At 46.0% G+C, this 19890-nt stretch carries 19 protein-coding genes; 10 read left to right on the top strand and 9 right to left on the bottom strand.

Annotated features, from left to right (window positions below; translation table 11 throughout):
- Position 1: 1 nt before the first annotated feature.
- Complete coding sequence (locus tag BZA03_RS13195) at positions 2–1069, bottom strand: MJ1255/VC2487 family glycosyltransferase (protein ID WP_110289020.1); 1068 nt, start codon at positions 1067–1069, stop codon at positions 2–4.
- A gap of 1 nt (position 1070) precedes the next feature.
- A complete protein-coding gene (locus BZA03_RS13190) occupies positions 1071–1589 on the bottom strand; it encodes a phosphatase PAP2 family protein (protein ID WP_014947854.1) in 519 nt (172 codons plus the stop codon).
- A gap of 352 nt (positions 1590–1941) precedes the next feature.
- On the opposite strand from BZA03_RS13190, the gene rraA reads away from it, so the two are divergent.
- On the top strand, positions 1942–2427 hold the full coding sequence (rraA, locus tag BZA03_RS13185) for a ribonuclease E activity regulator RraA (RefSeq protein ID WP_014947855.1): 486 nt from the start codon (positions 1942–1944) through the stop codon (positions 2425–2427).
- A gap of 88 nt (positions 2428–2515) precedes the next feature.
- The gene (locus tag BZA03_RS13180) at positions 2516–3757 is read left to right on the top strand and encodes an ABC transporter substrate-binding protein (RefSeq protein WP_110289019.1); all 1242 of its coding nucleotides are present in this window, start codon (positions 2516–2518) and stop codon (positions 3755–3757) included.
- 31 nt (positions 3758–3788) lie between these two features.
- On the opposite strand, the gene BZA03_RS13175 is transcribed toward BZA03_RS13180, so the two are convergent.
- From BZA03_RS13175 to mpl, 3 genes are all read right to left on the bottom strand, one after another.
- Positions 3789–4598: a S1/P1 nuclease gene (locus BZA03_RS13175; protein ID WP_014947857.1), complete on the bottom strand. Its 810-nt coding sequence runs from the start codon at positions 4596–4598 to the stop codon at positions 3789–3791.
- Positions 4599–4600: 2 nt separating this feature from the next.
- Positions 4601–5233: a flavin prenyltransferase UbiX gene (locus BZA03_RS13170; RefSeq protein WP_014975357.1), complete on the bottom strand. Its 633-nt coding sequence runs from the start codon at positions 5231–5233 to the stop codon at positions 4601–4603.
- 71 nt (positions 5234–5304) lie between these two features.
- The gene (mpl, locus tag BZA03_RS13165; RefSeq protein WP_014947859.1) at positions 5305–6663 is read right to left on the bottom strand and encodes a UDP-N-acetylmuramate:L-alanyl-gamma-D-glutamyl-meso-diaminopimelate ligase; all 1359 of its coding nucleotides are present in this window, start codon (positions 6661–6663) and stop codon (positions 5305–5307) included.
- A gap of 309 nt (positions 6664–6972) precedes the next feature.
- Between mpl and BZA03_RS13160 the strand changes: the two genes are divergently transcribed.
- From BZA03_RS13160 to BZA03_RS13145, 4 genes are all read left to right on the top strand, one after another.
- A complete protein-coding gene (locus BZA03_RS13160; RefSeq protein WP_014947860.1) occupies positions 6973–7950 on the top strand; it encodes a class 1 fructose-bisphosphatase in 978 nt (325 codons plus the stop codon).
- Between the two features lie 130 nt (positions 7951–8080).
- The gene (gene ppa, locus BZA03_RS13155) at positions 8081–8611 is read left to right on the top strand and encodes an inorganic diphosphatase (protein WP_014947861.1); all 531 of its coding nucleotides are present in this window, start codon (positions 8081–8083) and stop codon (positions 8609–8611) included.
- A 141-nt stretch (positions 8612–8752) separates the two neighbouring features.
- Complete coding sequence (locus BZA03_RS13150; protein WP_014947862.1) at positions 8753–9238, top strand: DUF3299 domain-containing protein; 486 nt, start codon at positions 8753–8755, stop codon at positions 9236–9238.
- A 27-nt stretch (positions 9239–9265) separates the two neighbouring features.
- Positions 9266–10213 (top strand): dihydrodipicolinate synthase family protein, encoded by a 948-nt coding sequence (locus tag BZA03_RS13145; protein ID WP_110289018.1) that lies wholly within the window; start codon positions 9266–9268, stop codon positions 10211–10213.
- Here the strand turns inward: BZA03_RS13145 and BZA03_RS13140 are convergent.
- Both BZA03_RS13140 and BZA03_RS13135 read right to left on the bottom strand, forming a co-directional pair.
- Positions 10210–10908, bottom strand: a complete 699-nt coding sequence (locus BZA03_RS13140; RefSeq protein ID WP_014975360.1) for a 2OG-Fe(II) oxygenase — start codon at positions 10906–10908, stop codon at positions 10210–10212. The two genes, BZA03_RS13145 and BZA03_RS13140, sit on opposite strands and share 4 nt — an antisense overlap.
- Positions 10909–10930: 22 nt before the next feature.
- A complete protein-coding gene (locus BZA03_RS13135) occupies positions 10931–11350 on the bottom strand; it encodes a thioesterase family protein (protein ID WP_014975361.1) in 420 nt (139 codons plus the stop codon).
- A 212-nt stretch (positions 11351–11562) separates the two neighbouring features.
- Between BZA03_RS13135 and BZA03_RS13130 the strand changes: the two genes are divergently transcribed.
- The 3 genes from BZA03_RS13130 to BZA03_RS13120 all read left to right on the top strand — a co-directional run bounded on the left by BZA03_RS13130 (position 11563) and on the right by BZA03_RS13120 (position 14865).
- Positions 11563–12039 carry a MarR family winged helix-turn-helix transcriptional regulator gene (locus BZA03_RS13130; protein ID WP_110289017.1) on the top strand — a complete coding sequence of 159 codons (477 nt, stop codon included), beginning with the start codon at positions 11563–11565 and terminating at the stop codon, positions 12037–12039.
- An 11-nt stretch (positions 12040–12050) separates the two neighbouring features.
- A complete protein-coding gene (locus tag BZA03_RS13125; RefSeq protein WP_110289016.1) occupies positions 12051–13286 on the top strand; it encodes a S41 family peptidase in 1236 nt (411 codons plus the stop codon).
- A 76-nt stretch (positions 13287–13362) separates the two neighbouring features.
- Positions 13363–14865, top strand: a complete 1503-nt coding sequence (locus BZA03_RS13120) for an Hsp70 family protein (protein WP_075177620.1) — start codon at positions 13363–13365, stop codon at positions 14863–14865.
- Between the two features lie 77 nt (positions 14866–14942).
- Here the strand turns inward: BZA03_RS13120 and BZA03_RS20425 are convergent, their stop codons facing one another.
- Together BZA03_RS20425 and uvrA are read right to left on the bottom strand one after the other, a co-directional pair.
- Positions 14943–15110 carry a hypothetical protein gene (locus tag BZA03_RS20425; protein ID WP_012516741.1) on the bottom strand — a complete coding sequence of 56 codons (168 nt, stop codon included), beginning with the start codon at positions 15108–15110 and terminating at the stop codon, positions 14943–14945.
- Positions 15111–15313: 203 nt separating this feature from the next.
- Positions 15314–18145 (bottom strand): excinuclease ABC subunit UvrA, encoded by a 2832-nt coding sequence (gene uvrA, locus BZA03_RS13115; protein ID WP_110289015.1) that lies wholly within the window; start codon positions 18143–18145, stop codon positions 15314–15316.
- 344 nt (positions 18146–18489) lie between these two features.
- Between uvrA and BZA03_RS13110 the strand changes: the two genes are divergently transcribed.
- Positions 18490–19827 (top strand): MFS transporter, encoded by a 1338-nt coding sequence (locus BZA03_RS13110; protein ID WP_014977980.1) that lies wholly within the window; start codon positions 18490–18492, stop codon positions 19825–19827.
- The last annotated feature ends 63 nt before the right edge of the window (positions 19828–19890 follow it).

Below are 19890 nucleotides of genomic sequence, written 5' to 3'. Positions count from 1 at the left end.
GTTAAATTGCAAGAGCCAATAATCGTTCTTGTGTTTTATCGCCATATCGAACGTTTTTCCAAAGCGCATCGCACAGGCTTTGCGTATCAGAAAAGTCTTTGTTTTTAAGCCAATCGATAAGAATGTTGGGGTTGTCTGGAAAGGCAATTGCTTCGTTGTCGGGAGCTTCTAGCCACTCTTCAACAATGTCGGTATCAAGTTGAAAGAGGGTGTGGCATAAATCCAATTTATTTAATGTAAGCACATTCGATAGTTGCTCAAACTGGCCGTGTAAAGGTTTTATAAGCAGCTTCTTGCCCAGTTGAAGTGCCTCACTCGATAGCTCAAACCCCCCATTGGCGATTACGCCACTGGCGTGCTGTAGGGCTTTTTGAAAGTGCTTCTTAGATGTAGGGTGCCAATGAATATGTCCCACTTCTTTCGCTTCATCGATGTTCGGGTGAAAGCATTCGAAAACCTGATCGCTTAGCGGTTCCAACATTTGTTGAACATCTTCAATATCTTCAAAAGGTAAGTAAACCAGAACGTGGCCATTTCCCGAAGACACAATCGGCTTTTCTGCAACGAATGGCGGAATAATCGGTTGATTGAAGTGATACCAGTGCACACCTAGTTGAATCTCTGTTGGTGCAAACACTTTCATTAGCAAGGAATCGAAAATCGTGTTGCCCCTTTTAGGGACGTCGTAGGCAAATGCAGCCTGATGGCTAATCGAAATAGAAGGTAGACCTTGCTGTTTAGCTGCCCACGCCGTAACGGGCTCAAAGTCATTGACCAGCAAATCGTAGTTGCTGGTATCAAAGGCTTTCACGTCTTTAATAAACTGGCTTACATTTGCATCTTTAACGGTCGCCCATTTATCAACCCGGCCTCCTTTGGTGATAAAGCTCAGGCCAGTAAAGGTTCGGTATTCTCCGAATATTTCCATGTCGAAATACTTCTCAGGGGGACGACCGGTAAACACAAAGTCAACGTTAATGTCATCGCGCTGTGCCAGAGCTGCAGCCATTATTCGCGCACGGGCGATGTGTCCGTTACCGGTGCCTTGCACACCATACAGTAATCTCATGCTACCCCAGAATAGAAATGCTCAACGTTGCTATTGTAACGCCTAGAAGCGTCCCTGCGATCACGTCTGACGGGTAATGAACACCCAGTAACACACGTGAAAGACCAATTAACGCGGCCCAGCTGTAAGCTAATACCGCAAACGACGGATAATAATGAGCCACTATGCTCGCCATCAATGTGGCTGCTGCCGTGTGGCCTGAAGGAAGAGAGAATTTATCAGAAGGCGTGACATGTGCTGTTAAATTCATTAGAAAATCGCAAGGGCGAGGGCGCTTGAACATTTTCTTAAGCAGCACATAAATGGGTAATTCCAGCGCATAAGCCATCAGCGCTGTGTAGAGGAAAAGCTCACCGTGTTCAGGCTCAAATGCCCAAAGCAGCGCACCGATAACAAGGTACAGGTAACCATCGCCGGTTTTCGACAGCCAGATAATACTTCTGCAGTCTCTTTTTTGCGTCAGTTTGTACAGGCGATAAAACAAGTCAGTATCGTATTTGGTCAAGGATTTAATCAACATCGCCTTGTCCCCTATCGGTTAATTACTGCACAGGCTAAAGTTCATCTGTGACCAGTGGGTGACGAAAAAAAGAAACTTTTTTGACAGCGAGCTTCGCTTTTACTTTTTCTTTTGTCCTGGCGAACAGATATTGGGAATGGCTGTAAAAGACAAAAAGCTAAGCAAAATATGTGCTCATTTGGGGGAGGGGAGAGCAAGTTTTGATGAGTTTTGAAAAAAGTAGAAAATTCGACGAAAGGCGTTAAATCAAACGTTTGCATTGCCACATTTAATGCTATGCTAGTTTTAGAAGCGTAAGCAGCGCTTTGTTTTCACTTAATTTTAGTCTTCTCAATTTTAGTAAGGCAGAACGATGGAATACAACACATCTGAATTATGCGATTTGTTTGCTGATAGCGTAGACGTGGTAGATCCAATTTTCGCGAGCTTTGGTGGCCGGTATTCTTTCGGTGGTGAAATTACCACAATTAAATGCTTTGAAGACAGAGGCCTTATCGACCGAGTACTTGCTCAGCCCGGCGCTGGAAAAGTACTGCTTATTGATGGCGGTGGTTCTAGCCGTCGTGCACTGTTCGATGCATCCTCTGCTCAAGTTGCAATCGACAACGATTGGGAAGGGGTTGTGATATACGGCAGCGTGCGAGAAGTTGATAGCCTTGCCGAATTAGATATCGGTGTTTTGGCGGTAGCCGCCATTCCAGTAAATGCTGAGTGTGAAAGTATTGGTGAGGTAGACGTGCCCGTTAACTTTGGTGGCGTTACGTTTTTACCAGAAGATCATTTGTATGCTGATAGCACGGGCGTTATTCTCTCTCCTGAACCTCTCGATCTGGACTGAGTGCCATAAATAGCGCGTAATTTTAGGGGCGCACCTAGCGTTTATTAACCGATAAGTTCTGCAAACTCAGTTTAAGCAGGGGCTTTTGGTGCGAGCAATTTACGGGTTATATCCTTTTTATCTTACCGTTTTTTTGGCTATGTTGGCCTTGCCCTCAAAGGCAGAGACGCTTACTGTCGGATGGCTGAATGATAACGTTAACGAACGTTATTTAATCTCTGACATTGAGCAAGAATTTGCCAAAATAGCGCCTGATATTACGCTCAATGCGGTGGGCGTACATACCGATAAGTATAAGCAGCAAGTTCTCAAATGGCTTAAAACGGGTGAAGGGCCAGACGTACTTTATTGGTATGGCGACGAGCGGCTGCTCGACCTTGTTCGCAGTGGATGGGTGAGCGACATAAGTGACGTTTGGCAAGCACAGCGACTAACAGATGCGTTTAGAGTGTCGGTGTCCTCTCAAGTTAGCCTTAATGGCCGCTTCTACGCTATTCCGGTATCCCATTATCCGTGGTCATTTTTTTATAATGCTGAGCTTTTTGATTCTATGGGACTCGCAGAGCCAAGTACGTGGGACGAATTTCTTCACCTCTGTCAGGCTTTAAAAGAGAAAGGTATTACGCCCATAGCCATTGGGTATGATGCGCCGTGGGTATTAACAAGCTGGTTTGAATTCATTAGTTTACGGCTTTATGGAGAGTCCTTTCACCACGAACTGTTATCAGGCCGTGTCTCATATAAAGATGAGCGAGTCGTGCAGGTTTTTCTTCTGTGGAAAGTACTCATTGATAAGGGCTATTTCATGGATACGGGAGAGAACATGGACTGGTATGATCCCATGCCTTATCTGTACCGAGGCTTGGCAGGCGTTACGTTAATTGGACATTTTCTAAGCTCTCGTATTCCTGAAAGTGCAGAGTCAAAAATTAGGATATTTTCTTTCCCAGAGCTCAGTCCTGGTCAAGAAACCATTGAGCTAGCTCCTTTGGATGTGTTTTTTGTTCGGGCTAGTTCTTCGAAGCAAAAAGCGGCGCGACAATTTTTGTCGTTCATGGCGACACACAAGGCCCAGTCGCGATTTAATCTTCACGCAGGGGGATTTTCTCCTTTGGCGGGAAGTGAGCATTTTCCGAATTACTTTAATGATATGGGCGCTAAGCAGTTAAATACGGCAGAAAGCACAAGTCCATATTTCGATAGGGTCGTGCCTCACGAATTCGCAGAACCTGCCATGACACTGTTGAGAGACTTTATGAAATCAGCAGATGTAGGTAGTACGACAGAGGCTCTTGAAGCGCTAAGGTTGGAAGTGTATCAGCTCGATTAACTGCGAGATGCTAATCGAGCTTAACTTTTGACTAGTGCTCTGCTTCGTCAAACACGCTGTTCAAATACATGGCAATTCGAATTCCGGCCATCTGCAAACGCTTTTTTGCAGTAGGCAGGTGGTTGTATAAATAGTCATAGCTCATATTGTTTGCGTCATCAGGATAAATGGTATCGCGAATAGCGGTGCTTTCTTCAATCCACACCATAGGGTCGGTGGTGGCCCAACTGCGAATATCCTTAGCCGTAATAGCTTTTGTTAACCAAGACGTCCACTCTGAGTACGACAGGTCGCGCTGATCTAGCATTTGCGAGTCCCACACGCGGTGTAGGTTAGAGTCTTGCCAGAAGAAGCGAACTTTTACGTCGTTACCACCACGATCAGTACCATTGCCGGCATGAAGTGGTTGATGGAGATCGCCAATAATATGCACAATGAACTGAAGGGCCAGACGCTTTTCTTCAATGGTGGCGGTGTCGCTTTTTAACGTTTCAGTAAACTGCTTTAACGCGGTAACCGCATCACCTTGCTTTGGTGCGCCAACTTCTTCGTAGGTCTTTCCTTCAGGTACAGATACATAGTGCCAAGGGCTAGCGGTTTTCTGCCAAAATTCGCTGGGGTCAGAACGCATTTCGTCAGCGTGAGTTGAGGCTTCAGCCAACGAACCGTGTGGTAATAACTCCATTAGTGCAGCTTGTGAAAGAGGGCTAAGATATTGCTCGGCAATAGCGCCAGTCACTCGGTGACCGGTTTGCCCCCATCCGAAAGCGGGTGATGAAATACACAATGTAAATAGCGTGCTCAGCGCAACTGCGCAAATCCTGTTTGCAAACGCGAACATGGTTAATCCTCAGAATGTTTGGAAGACTGGTAGCCCCATCTTGCGACAAGAGACTGCTCAATACCTAGGTGGTCTAGTATGCGCGCCACCACAAAATCTACCAAGTCATCGATAGTTTTAGGATTGTGATAAAAGCCAGGCGCTGCAGGCATAATAGTAGCACCCATTTGCGAAAGCTTGAGCATATTTTCTAGATGAATAGAAGAAAGTGGCATTTCACGAGGCACCAAAATAAGTTGTCCACGCTCTTTTAGAACGACATCAGCTGCGCGCTCAATCAGGTTGTCGCTAGCGCCAATGCTAATGGCCGAGAGGGTGCCTGTTGAACACGGGCAAACCACCATTTTTGCGGGGGCCGCTGAGCCTGAAGCTACTGGTGAAAACCACTCTTCTTTGCCGAAAACCTTGATTTGGTCTGGCTTTGCATTGCAATGCTCGGTAAAAAACGCGGCAGCGTCTTCTGGACGCCCGGGTATCTTGACGTTCTCTTCGGTGGCAAACACCACTTTGGCAGCGGAAGAGATTAATACATACACTTGGTAATCGGCGTTAACTAGCGATTTCAATAGTGTAAGCGCATAAGGCGCGCCAGATGCGCCTGTGATAGCAAGCGTGACTTGCTTGTCATGTTTCATTGTATAGCCTCTGTAGATGACAAGCTTAATGCGCTTGTCTATCGGGTAACACTTCGTTTTATTCTGTCTATTTACAATTTGGACTTCATTTTCAGAGCGTCGAGTATTCGGCCATGAATGCCTTCAAAACCGCCGTTACTCATTACAAGAATATGATCGCCCGGTTGTGCTACGTTGCAAACGCCTTGAACGATCTTCTCTACATCTCTGAAGCAGTGCGTAGGCGCGTTGCTGTGCGCTACCGAATCGACTAACGACCAGTCCATGCCTTCAGGTTCATAAAGGTAAACCTCATCGGCTTTCTGCCATGAGTTTGCCAGCGTATCTTTGTGCACGCCCATTTTCATCGTGTTAGAGCGCGGCTCTAGCACAGCCAGAATACGGGCATTACCCACTTTCTTGCGCAGTCCATCAAGTGTAGTCGCAATTGCAGTAGGGTGGTGTGCAAAGTCGTCATAAAGGGTGATGTTGTTTACTTCACCCTTTACTTCCATGCGACGCTTAACATTCTTAAAAAATGATAAGGCGTCTATGGCATCAGGTAAGGTAACACCTGCATGGTGGGCGGCAGCTATGGCCATTAAAGCATTGTCCACATTGTGTTGACCAACCAGAGCCCAGGTTACCGTACCAGCTATAACGCCGTTATGTAATACATTGAATTCACTGCCGTCTTTCTTTAACAGTTCTGCATGCCACTCTTTGCCCAACGATTGGCGAGAAGACCAGCAACCTTTCTTGAGCATATCCTCAATTGCGGGCGTATTGTTAGGTGTAAGAATAAGCCCGTTTTCTGGCACCATGCGAACCAAATGGTGGAACTGGGTTTGAATAGCCCCAAGGTCAGCAAAAATATCTGCATGGTCAAACTCAAGGTTGTTAATTACCAAGGTTTTTGGGCGATAGTGTACGAACTTAGAACGCTTATCGAAAAATGCGCTGTCGTATTCGTCAGCTTCAATGACAAAAAAGGGGCTTTCACCCACGCGAGCCGATACGCCAAAATTCTCTGGTACGCCGCCAATCAAATAACCAGGGTTAAGACCAGCGTGTTCTAAAATCCACGCGACCATACTGCTAGTTGTTGTTTTACCGTGGGTACCTGATAACCCGATTACCCAACGATCTTTTAGTAAGTTATCAAGCAGCCATTGTGGGCCGCTAGTGTAAGGCAGGTTTCGGTTTAACACGTATTCAACGGCGGGGTTACCGCGCGACATCGCGTTACCAATTACTACCATATCTGGCGCTGGATCAAACTGGCTTTCGCAATAACCTTCGGTCAACTCGATGCCTAATGCTTCAAGCTGGGTGCTCATGGGTGGATAAACGTTTTTATCAGACCCTGTTACTTTGTGGCCGAGTGATTTAGCAATAGCGGCGATGCCGCCCATAAAACTTCCACAAATGCCTAAAATATGTACATGCATAGCGCATTCTCAATGAATTATCATGTTATTGGGGTACTGTATCAGAACCCCGTGGCCTATAGATAATTCAATTTTAATCATTCAATAAATGCCTTAAGCCGTTGTAATACGCTAAACACCTAAGAATCTATGATGTGCAAACTGGTATGGTGTGTGTATGACATTTTACAGGCGTGTTCCACTTACCCAAGAACACGGTTACAATCTAACCACAGGTTTAAAACCTGTGTGCTTCAGACAAACGCCGGTAAGGAAAGCTGAGCGACTGGTAGCACAACACCCTACACACGAAAAAAAGGCTTACATTCAATGAAACGTTTAAATTCCCAATTGCAACAAGACGGTGCACCGCTTGAGTTAATTTTACTCATTCGTACACTGCTAGCGGGCTGTAAAGAAATTTCTTTCCGCGTGAGTCAAGGCGCACTTGCTGGCGTGCTCGGTTCAACCCTTTCAGAAAACGTACAGGGCGAAACACAGAAAAAGCTCGACGTTATCTCTAACCACATTTTAAAAGACACGCTAAGGGAATCTGGCTACGTAAAAGCCATTTCTTCTGAAGAAGAAGATGACGTTGTGCCGTGTAATCCAGACGGTAATTACTTAGTAAGCTTCGACCCGCTAGATGGGTCGTCAAACACTGAAATTAACAGCCTAATCGGTACTATTTTCTCTATTACCCATGCGCCTCAGTGGATGAAACCAGATGATCCGTCTGCTTTCTTACAGCCTGGAACGCAGATGGTAGCTGCAGGCTATGTGCTGTATGGCCCGTCTACTATGCTGGCGTTGACGACGGGTCGCGGCACGCACATTTATACGCTTGATAAAACCCACGGTGGTTTCCTGCTTACTCACCCTAATATTCAAGTACCTGAGCAAACGTCAGAGTTTTCGATTAATGCGTCGAACCAGCGTCATTGGGAACCTGCAATGCAGGCATACATTGCCGACCTTCTAGCAGGTAAAGATGGCCCTAGAGGCAAAAACTTTAATATGCGCTGGGTAGCGGCAATGGTGGGTGATATTCATCGTTTGCTTTGTCGCGGTGGCATCTTTATGTATCCATTCGATAACAGGGACCCGTCTAAGCCAGGTAAATTACGCTTGCTTTACGAAGCTAACCCGATGGCATTCTTAATGGAGCAAGCAGGTGGAAAAGCAGAAACAGGCACTGGCCGAATTCTGGAAGTTATGCCTGAAGAAATTCATCAACGTGTACCGTGCATTATCGGCTCTAAAGAAGAAGTTGAGATGTGCTTGAGCTACAACGACAACGCGAAATAGCGAAAAAGCAGCAAAATTTAACGAAAAATAAAGAGATTAGTACGACATGGGTCGTAAAGCGTTTTTATTTTGCTGCTGTCACCGTATACTTAACCCAAAATTTCTTATACATCATTGAAAGGACCAAAGAATGAGCTTGAGTGCTATTTCTGCTGGTAAAAACGTACCAGACGAAGTAAATGTGATCATCGAAATTCCAGCACACGCTGACCCGGTGAAGTACGAAGTAGACAAAGACACAGGTGCACTATTTGTTGACCGTTTCATGGCAACTTGCATGCACTACCCAACTAACTACGGTTACGTGAACAACACGTTGTCTGAAGATGGCGACCCAGTTGACGTTCTAGTAATGACTCCGTTCCCACTACTTGCAGGTTCTGTCATTAAGTGTCGTCCAGTTGGCGTACTAAACATGACTGACGAGTCTGGTAAAGACGCAAAAGTACTAGCGGTACCAGTAGACAAGCTTTCTACTATCTATCGTGACGTTAAAGAAATTGCAGACGTACCTCCGCTTCTTCTTAAGCAAATTGAGCACTTCTTCGAGCACTATAAAGATCTTGAAGAAGGCAAATGGGTGAAGATTGACGGTTGGGCAGACGCTGCCGCTGCAAAAGAAGAAATTACCGCAAGCATCGCGCGTTTCGAAGCAGAATAATTCACGCTGCTTTAAATTGATGATACAAAGGGCTGGTGTAATACCAGCCCTTTTTGTATGTGGCTAAAAAGTGAAGATTGAAAACGACAAGCAAAAGCCGATACAAAAAAGCGAACAAAATACTCAACGATAGAGAGCAGTATGATCCACCATAAATTATCCATGACTTCATTGTTTGCTGTAATAATGATGGTTGTAACTTTCAACTCTTTGGCAGATGAAACTCCTACTGAAGTATACTGGGAAGACCTAGTGCCCGAGGGCTTTAATGAGCTCGCGCCACCTTCAGTTCAACACAATGGCGAGATGAGTCAGCTTCAGCCTGACGCACCCGTTGTCGATACCTTTGATGGTAAACGGGTGAAAATTCCGGGTTTTGTTGTGCCGCTAGAAGGTACGGCAGAGCTAACCACTGAGTTCTTACTTGTTCCATATTTCGGAGCCTGTATTCACGTACCACCGCCGCCGTCTAATCAAATTGTTTACGTAAAATTTGAAGAAGGTGTGCGCATAGATAATATTTACGATGCAATTTGGGTAACCGGCGAACTGTCGACTGACGGTTGGAAAGGCGATATTGCGTCTGTAGGTTACCGCTTGAAAGGCGAAGCCGTAGAAGGGTTTTAAGCATAAAACGTTTAAAAAGGATATCAGGTGTTTACAGGTTTATCAGCGTTTCCCATTACCCCCTTTAAACAAGAAGCTATTGATTACAAAGCGTTTAAAGGGCTTGTTGATAATTTGGCTTCGGCGAATGTAGATTCAATTTGCGCGATAGGCTCTACTGGGCTGTATCCTTATCTAACGCGAGAGGAAAAGTACGACGTAGCAAAGCTCGCCGTTGACCACGCAAATGGCATTCCTGTTATGGCAGGCGTTGGGGCGCTTCGTACCTATGACGTGCTAAAAAATGTTGAAGCTGTGCAGCAAGCAGGTGTTAATGCTGTGCTGTTAGCACCCGTTTCCTATCAAGTGCTTAACGAAGAAGAAGTGTACGGCCTCTATGAGGCAGTGAGTCACGAGGTATCTGTGCCTATCTGTGTTTACGAAAATCCTCGCGTGACTAATTTTACCTTCAGCGATGATTTATACCGCCGCATAGGAAAATTACCGAATATCGGAGCGATTAAAATACCCGGAACTCCATTTGCCAAAAGCGCAATGGATAATAGTTCTAGCAAGGATATCTCCCCCTCTGGAGCAAGCAATAGCGAAGGCGCTCGTCGATTAGCATCATTGCGAGAGATAGTGCCTGCACACATTGCTATAGGCGTGAGTGGTGATAGTTTTGGCGCGGCAGGAATGAGTGAAGGTTGTGACCTTTGGCTCTCTGTTATAGGGGGAATATTCCCGCGAACCGTAACGCGTATTATCGACGCCGCTCAGTCTGGTAATGCTGTTGATGCACAGGCTCAGTCACAAGCGTTAAGCGGAATATGGAGCATGTTTGCGCGCAATGGCGGCGGCTTGCGTGTGGTTGCAGCCGCGGCAGAAATTTTGGGCTATTGTGAAACTCCTAGCTTACCTGCACCCTTCTTACCTATCGACAAAAATGAGTACAGCGAGCTAGAGCACATCATCACGAAGTTATCGTTAAGCTAGCCCTGCGTATAAATCTGTTCAGCGCGGTTAAACAGAAGCCAAGACGTTAAAATGTACTTGTCGTTACTTTTTGGAATTTGGCCGCGATGCGTGTGAGTAAAGTAGGCTGGCGCAATCACCATTCGGCCTGCTTTAGGCTTAACCGCACGGTTTTGATAATAAAATTCCGTCTCGCCGCCTTCTTCCACATCGTTTAAGTAGTACATAAACAGCAACACGCGGTGCAGCGCATCGTTATGTTGAAGCTGTGGATAGACTTCTGAATGCCAGTATGGGTAGCCACCATTGCCCGCGGTGTAGCGCTGTGCATTTACATCGCCAACCCGAAACAGGTAATTCACCAAATTAGCCAAATTGGGTTTACCCACTTCATCAAAATTTTCACCTGTTACTTTCACCGGTTCGCCAGTTTTGGGATGGCGTACGGTTAAGCCAATGGGCCCAACAAGCGCAAAATAGTACTTTTCAATGTAGGAGACCAGCTGCTGCCCAGTGTGCTGCATCACTTGTTGAAATAAGTCTTTAAATTCCGGGTTGCGACTTATCGATACATCCATGCTGCGCTTTTTATCTAAGTCGACGCCACCACCGGTGCGGCCTTGAGATAAATTAGGGCTGCTTTCAAAGCGTTCCATGAGTTGTTTGCACAGCTCTGGTGGTAACACATCATCAATAACTTCAATTAAATCGCTCATGGAGACCTCGTACTGCGCTTTATTACTGAGTTGGTACTTCTTTAAAGTGAGACTGTAGTTCTGATTTCACTTCATCCGGTATAGGCGCAGAGCGCTGTGTTTTATAGTCAAAATGCACCATGGTGGTAATGCCTGTTGAGCACAGCTTATCGTCTTGCCATAACTCTTGAAACACGTCGAACGCACTGTTGCCTAGCCGGCTAATGTAGGTTTTAACCGTCACAGGTTTGCCATAAAAAATTTGAGCTAAAAAATCGACTTTGTAGCTGGCTAAAATTAGCGGCCAATTTTGTAAGTCTAGTTCAGGGGTAAACATTCTGAAAATAGGCTCTCTGGCTGCTTCAAACCAAGCGACTAATGCAGTGTTACTTACATGCTGTAAGGCATCTGTTTCACAAAAACGTACGTCGAATGACGTAACTAATGGTACTGAATGGCTCATATTTTTTAGTAGGGTTCGTTGTTTATTTAGCTTTCACTCTAGCATTATGCCGCAGCTATTTCAGTCATTTATCAAACAGTAATTGATCCGGTTGGAAAACATTTTTAACACCTAACCAAAACATACACATTCAAAAATAAGTTGATTTGTGCAAAATTTTGCGCAAATATTTGCATAAATGAGTTTGAAGAAAAATCACAAGGTGCCTATTTATGATCAGAAGTCCTCAGTTTGGCGCGATACTGTTGCGTGCTAGCGAGCTTATTGCAACTCAAGGCCAAGAGGTATTTGAAGCGCTTAATATTAGTCTGCCTGCAAATCGTATTTCTCTGGTACTGGCGATTCATACTCAAGGGCCTCTTTCGTCAACTGAGCTAGCAAGTCACATTGGTCTTTCACGTCAACTTATTGAAAGTCGGTTGAAGCAAAGTGTTTCAGACGGCTTTTTTGTTTCTGTGCCCGATGAACGAGACTCGCGAAAGCGCGTGTACGATATTGCGCCTAAAGCAAAGGCCGAGGCGGCGCAGATAGTGACGATAATGCAGGAATTTGAAGACGTATATGATGCCCTTTGGGAAGAGATAGAGGTCAATCTTGAAGCCTCTCTCAAAAGCATGGAGCAGGCGCTAAAAAAACAATCGCTTCTTACGCGCTTAAATGAACAATTTCCTTATCACTCCAATTCATAATAGGGAACATTATGATTTATCGAATTATTATATTGCTGTCATTACTCCTTCCGCTAGGCAGCTGCGCACAAAGCCAGGGTTTCAATACGAAAGAAAGCTGGCAAGCCTTTGTTCAAACTGTTGAAGATAACTACGCCTACTTAGATACGGCACCTACCGACTGGGAAGCTTTAAAAGCGTACTACCAACCCCTTGCAATAAACGCGACAACGCAAGAGGAATTTGTCGACGTATTGCAGGTGGTGAAGCAGTTTTTTATCGACCCGCATTTTAACGTATCACCGCTAAACGAAGCGGACTACAGCGTCACGCCAACGGGGTCTGATATTTGGGTGGAAAAGCAAGGCGATGACTTTGTTATAACACGTATTAAAGCGGGCAGTGCTGCTGCCAAAAGCCAGTTAGCCTTAGGTGACATGATTGTAGGTATTGACGGCGAGTCTACAGACGCCGCAATACAACGCGTTTTTGGAAACACATCGCTACCGCTTACTGACGCACATAAAACGTGGGCGGTTAATGTGGCTTTAGGTGGGCGTCGCAATCAAGAAAGACACATTGAAGTGGCGTCTGATTTTGATGATGCCAAACGCGTGCAATTAGCAGCTAGTTACGATGCTATTAATCTACTTCGAACAAAAGCTCCTCTGGTAGTTAAGCAGAAAGAGGGAATCGGGTACATCCGCTTTAATAATAATCTAGGTAATTCTGAAACCGTTCGTGCGTTCAAAGAAGCCCTTGAGTCACTTGAATCAACCCAAGGGTTGGTGATTGACCTGCGCAATACGCCGAGCGGGGGAAACACTGGCGTGGCTGAGCCTATTTTGGGGCACTTTGTAAATGCCAATACCGCATATCAAGGTTACAAAATTCAAAATGCGGGTAAACCCTACCAAGAAGCAGAGCTACACATGGCCCATGTTACCCCTTCATTACCTTATTACAGTAAGCCAGTAGTGGTACTCGTTGGCCATTGGACCGGCAGTATGGGAGAAGGTATGGCTATTGGCTTTGATGCCATTGGTGCAAAGGCGGTAATCGGCACACCCATGGCTGATTTACTGGGCGGGATAAATCAATTTCAACTACCAGATTCGACCATAACTTTAGAGCTGGGTTTTGAACGTCTTTACCATGTGAACGGCTCATATCGAGAGGACTTTGTGCCCCAGGCGGTATCTTGGGACGGGCATACAGCCAGTGACTCAGAATTAAATGCTGCAATAGCTCTGTTAAAAGCAATATAGCTCAATTACATACAAAGCTAGAAAGCACTTTCGTATTTACTTACAATCCGCTTCTAACTTTTTGAGCGAACATACTATGACTGCGATTGGGATTGACTACGGTACATCAAATTCTGAGGTTGTGTATTTTGATGGTACGGCCCATCAGCACATCAAACTCGACCCGTTAGATAAGAAGGGCAATAAAATCCGTTCTTCGGTGTTCATCTATTTTGAAGATGAACTGCCGCCGCCTCCTGATGCCATGGTTGAAGCGAAAGTGGCGCAGTTACAGCGCGTTATCAGTGAGCAAATAGATAAGGCGAAGGACGGCTATTATTCGGCAAAAGATCCAAAAGAACAGGCGATGTATAGCGACCGTATCGACTCGCTGCGCGGTGATTTGCACAACAAGCCTGCATTACAGCGCAAAGCTATTGCACAATTGATGCATGCCATGTCGCTAGACGAAATCCCTTTGCTGCGCTTAGTAGAGCACGGCAAGTTTGCGTTTGGTGAAGAGGGGTTTAGGCGCTTTCTTAAAATGCCGGACAAAGGCCGTCTTATTTATTCACCTAAGAACTTTCTAGGCGCCTCGCTAGACGGTGACCAAAAACAAGCATTCATCGGTATTATTGCTAAGCAGCTGGCCTATTTTAAACAGTGTGCAGAGCAACAGCTAGGCAAGGCTGTTAATAATGCAGTTATTGGCCGTCCTGTTAAGTTTCACGGCACCCGCGGTGAAGAGGGGAACGCGCAAGCCATTCAAATTATGACTGAAGCGGCGACGAAAGCTGGGTTTTCAGGGGTTAATTTCCTAGATGAACCTATCGCAGCGGCGTATAAAATTGAGCAAACCCTACCAAGGGATACCACTACGCTGATTGTCGATATTGGTGGGGGGACCACGGATATTTGCTGTATTAAGCTTTCCCCAGAGCGTTCCAATCAGCTTGATCGCAAAGATGATGTTCTGTCGGTAACAGGCAGACGATTAGGCGGTATGGATTGCGACAAAAGCTTGGTGCTTAAGGCTATTGCCCCAGAAATGGGAATGGGCCTTAAGATGATTAACGGGCTTCCTGTTCCTCCCACGTACTTCTCTGACATGTGTGCGGTTGATAACATTCCTGCTCTTACTCGCTTTTTCTCTGACGATTACGGGTTAGATATTTCTCAAACCATGTCTGTGATTAAAGAGCCAGCCCAACTAGAACGCTTGCTTATTGTTCAGGAGAACAAGTTGTCTGCCCGTGTGGTGAACTCGGCTCGATTAGCCAAGGAACTACTGTCGAGTAAGCAGAACATTACCTTGCCGCTGCACTATATCGAAGATGATTTTGACGTGGAGATTTCGCAAGACTCGCTCAAAAAGGCATTAAAACCTTGGCTTGATAAAGTGAAAGCGCTAGTGGTGGAATGCTTGGAAAATAGCAGTGAAAAGCCAGAAGTGGTGATGATCACAGGTGGTATGAGTTTATCGCCAATCGTGGTTGATGCGCTATATGAAAACCTACTTACCGGTTTACCTCGATTAGAGAATGACGCTTTCAACTCGGTGTGCGAAGGATTAGCTATTCAAGCGGCGAAGCACGCTTAACCTTTTCTATTCTTTTTTCGATATGAAAAACACTAAGCCTTAGCGTAGTAGCGTTTACTGCGCTAAGGCTTTTTTGATCAGTGCTTAAGGATATTGTGTTCTTTTAGATAAATCGCGATGGCCTCAGGCGACTCGAAGGCTTTTAACAGCATTTCTTGTGCGCGTGCTTTCACATCATTGTCTTCTGATGATGACAGTAGGTGATACCATGTTTTCACTAAGGCTAATGGCGGCGTTTGGTTCATTAGTTGTCGCTCCAGCAATTCTTACTGCAAAAATACACAAAAATCATCGTAACGTATGATTTGCCAATACAAGCTCTGACCAGCATGGAAAAACGTGTAAATAAACGTCATCGCGCACTTCTTACAAGCTGCTGTGTAAATTACACAGCAACAAAATAGAAAACGAGTGCGCTTTACGCTAACGGATTTACCTCGTTACCGGCTCAAGCTTGTGTGAGCATGGGTTTCAGGAATCGACCTGTATGTGAAACTTCTTGTTGTGCCACATGCTCAGGTGTTCCCTCTGCAATAATCTGGCCACCTCCGGATCCACCTTCGGGTCCAAGGTCAACAATCCAGTCTGCGGTTTTAATCACATCTAGGTTATGCTCAATAACCACAACGGTATTACCGTGATCGCGTAGTCTGTGAAGGACGGCTAATAACTGTTTAATATCGTGGAAATGCAACCCGGTGGTTGGCTCATCCAAGATATAGAGTGTTTGCCCAGTGTCTCTTTTTGACAACTCTTTCGCCAATTTCACGCGCTGCGCTTCACCACCTGATAACGTAGTAGCTGCTTGGCCTAGTCGAATATATGACAAGCCCACGTCCATGAGCGTCTGCAATTTACGCGAAATAGCCGGAATAGCATCGAAGAACTGACGGGCATCTTCCACCGTCATTTCCAACACTTCGTGAATGTTCTTATCTTTGTACTTTATCTCTAGGGTTTCACGGTTATAGCGTTTGCCCTGACACACATCACAAGGCACGTACACGTCTGGTAAAAAGTGCATTTCCACTTTAATTACACCGTCACCCTGACACGCCTCACAGCGACCGCCTTTCACGTTAAAGCTAAAGCGGCCAGGTTTGTAACCCCGTGAACGCGACTCTTGTGTGCCAGCGAACATTTCACGAATTGGAGTGAAAATGCCAGCGTAAGTCGCTGGGTTAGAGCGCGGTGTTCTGCCGATAGGGCTTTGGTCAATATCGACCACTTTGTCTAGCTGGTCTAATCCTGTCATCGACTTATGCGGCGCTGGTTCAGAAGTAGTCGCCTTGTTCAGCTCGCGCTGCGCTATTTTGTAGAAAGTGTCATTTATCAGCGTTGATTTACCCGAGCCCGATACACCCGTCACACAGGTCATTACACCGGTAGGTATACGTAAATCAACAGACTTCAAGTTGTTACCGGTTGCGCCAAAAAGCTCTAGCCACTTGTCGTCTTTCACCGGTGTACGTGTTGCAGGGATATCTATTTTCTCTCTGCCAGATAAGTACTTTCCAGTAAGTGAGTGTTCACTGTTTTTGATGTCTTCCAGTGAGCCTTCGGCGATAATCTCACCGCCATGCACACCTGCACCTGGGCCAATATCTACAATGTAATCGGCTTCGCGAATGGCATCCTCGTCGTGCTCTACAACTAGAACAGTGTTACCCAGGTCACGCAAATGCGTAAGCGTACCAAGTAAGCGCTCATTATCCCGTTGGTGAAGTCCGATAGAGGGCTCATCCAGCACGTACATAACGCCCACTAAGCCTGCGCCAATTTGACTTGCCAGTCGAATACGCTGAGCTTCACCGCCCGATAGGGTATCGGCGCTGCGCGACATAGAAAGATAGTTAAGACCTACGTTTACCAAGAAGCGCAAGCGGTCCATGATTTCTTTCAAAATCTTTTCAGCTATCTGAGCACGTTGGCCTTCAAGGTTGAGTGTCTCGAAAAAGCCGTACGCATCGGCAATCGACATGTCAGCAATGGCTGGCAGGTTGGTGTCTTGTATAAATACATTACGTGCTTCAACACGCAGACGGGTGCCGTTACAGCTACTGCAGTGCTGCTGGCTTAAATATTTTGCTAGCTCTTCACGCACCGAGTTCGACTCGGTCTCGCGATAGCGACGCTCCATATTAGGGATAATGCCCTCAAATGGATGCTTACGCTCCATCACGTCGCCACGCTCGTTTATGTACTTAAACGACAGAGACTTGCCTTTAGACCCGTAAAGCACAATGTCTTGGTGCTTTTTATCGAGCTCTTCAAATGGCGCGGTAAGGCTAAATTTATAATGGTCTGCTACTGCCTGTAGCATTTGAAAATAGTAATAGCTGCGCTTGTCCCATCCGCGAATAGCGCCGCCAGACAGACTCAATTCGGTATTGCCGACTACGCGTGCGGGGTCAAAGAACTGTCTTGTGCCTAAGCCGTCACAGGTAGGGCAGGCGCCCGCTGGGTTGTTAAATGAAAACAGGCGCGGCTCTAATTCACTGATGCTGTAACCACAGTGTGGGCAGGCGAAATTAGCAGAAAACACAATTTCTTCTGCGTCTTTATCGTCCATATCAGCCACAACCGCGTTGCCGCCAGCAAGGCTGAGCGCCGTCTCGAATGATTCAGCCAAACGCAGTGCCATATCGTCGCGCACTTTAAAGCGGTCAACCACAACTTCAATGGTGTGCTTCTTGTGCAAATCGAGAGGCGGCGGATCAGATAGGTCACACACTTCACCGTCGATTCGCGCGCGAATAAAGCCCTGAGCAGACAGGTTTTGCAGCGTCTTAACGTGCTCGCCTTTTCGCTCTTTAACAATAGGCGCTAGCAGCATTAACTTACTGCCCTCGGGCATCGCTAACACTTTATCGACCATTTGGCTGACCGTTTGTGCATCTAGCGGCACATCGTGGTCTGGACAGCGTGGCGTGCCCACTCGCGCGAACATCAAACGCAGATAGTCGTATATTTCAGTGATGGTACCCACCGTTGAGCGGGGGTTATGCGATGTTGATTTCTGCTCAATGGATATTGCTGGTGATAAACCCTCAATATGATCAACATCTGGTTTTTCCATCATAGATAGAAACTGACGAGCATAGGCAGACAAAGACTCAACGTAACGACGCTGACCTTCTGCATATAGCGTGTCAAAAGCAAGAGACGATTTACCCGAGCCAGAAAGGCCGGTTATCACCACCAGTTTGTCTCGTGGCAGTGTTAAATCGATGTTTTTCAAGTTGTGGGTGCGAGCACCGCGAATTTCGATTTTATCCATTGAAGCCTAAATGAGAGAAAAAGAATCAGTATGCCATAGGTGTCAAGTAAAGTGATATGACATTCAAGTTATACTGTAAGCGGAGTAAGCAGATCACCTCACGGACATAAGCTTACGATTAGATCTCGCTTATCGACATTGCAAAGTGGTGATTTTATCCCCACTTTTAAACCCCTAGTAAGAAAAAGGGTAGTGCGAGAGGGCTAAATCTACCTCGCGAGCAGAAGAAAATACCAATTGTATTATGCTACACTTCGCGACCTTATTCTTAATGCAGCAGAAACAGGTGTTCTCTGCGCGCTTTTATGTTTTTTTGATTTTATTTATTGAGGGAAACAGACGCTTTGAACGCTTTGGAATTACGCGCTGCGCTTGCACTCGCCTCCGTTTACGTATTACGCATGATGGGGCTGTTCATGGTTATGCCCGTGTTGGCTGTAGCCGCAATGGACTACCCGGATTACTCGCCGCTGTTGGTAGGACTTGCCGTGGGTGGATATGGCCTAACCCAAGCTGCGCTGCAAATTCCTATGGGTATGATGTCTGACAAATGGGGGCGTAAACCCGTTATTTTGCTAGGGCTTGCTGTATTTGCATTAGGAAGCTTTGTAGCAGCAAACGCCGACAGTATGGCCATGATGATTGTTGGGCGTATTCTTCAAGGCGCTGGGGCTATTGCAGGAGCGATAATGGCGCTAGCTACCGATGTAAGCCGGGAAAGTCAGCGAGCCAAAGTGTTAGCTATTATAGGCATAGCCATTGGCTTTTCATTCTATTTAGCCGTTATTTTAGGGCCTCTTATTGCGAACAGCTACGGGCTTGCAGGTGTGTTTGGTATTACTGGTATTCTGGCCATTCTTTGCATGCCGCTGGTTAAATGGGTAGTGCCAAACGGTGTGCAGCTGAGCAGTGGCGATACACTCCCACAAAAAGACCAGCTAAAGCGCTTAGTCTTCTCTTCTCAGTTATGGCGTTTAAATATCAGCGTGATGATTCTACACATGATGATAACGCTGTTGTTTGTTCAACTGCCCGTTACGCTACTGAATTTTGATATGACGCTAGACAGTCATTGGACGGTTTACTTACCCGTTTTAGGCGCGTCAATTGTAGGTCTAATTATCATGATGGGAGCAGCAAGAGGCCGTACGCCTAAATCGCTCCTTGTAACCGGCGTTGTATTAATGGGCGGCGCGTTTTTGGCGCTGAGTTTAGAGGACCATAGCTGGTGGTGGGTTACCGCGGCCGTAGTGCTTTTCTTTACCGGCTTTAATTATTTGGAAGCGAATTTCCCTGCATTGGTGTCGAGCATTGCGCCTGCGGGACAAAAAGGAACGGCCATGGGCCTCTACGCCAGTTTTCAATTTTTCGGTGCGTTTTTGGGCGGTGTAATTTCAGGTTTCGTCACCGATATTTGGTCGCAAGAGTTAGCTTATGGCATTGGTGCTGCTAGCACTCTGCTTTGGCTTTTTATTATTCTTGGTGTTAAAGAAGTGAGCCGGGTTAAGCGTGTGATGATGAATGGAGATTTTGATAGTTCAAATGTTTCCAGCATTGAAGCCGAGCTGCTGTTAGTGCCTGGTGTGTTGGAAGTGACATTAAACAGTCAAAATAACGCGGTATACCTGAAAGTTGATCGCGATTTTGATGCGGTAAAAGCGCGAGACGTGTTGTCTGCATAGTTGCTTATTTCATTGCAACCATGAAAGGTTAGCATCACACTGTTTTTGAAAAGGAAGCGAAGA

It is taken from the genome of Alteromonas sp. I10, from assembly GCF_003201515.1.
GTDB classification, from domain to species: domain Bacteria; phylum Pseudomonadota; class Gammaproteobacteria; order Enterobacterales; family Alteromonadaceae; genus Alteromonas; species Alteromonas macleodii.
Note: the sequence above shows the minus strand (reverse complement) of the source record. Positions and strands in the feature narration are given on the sequence as shown.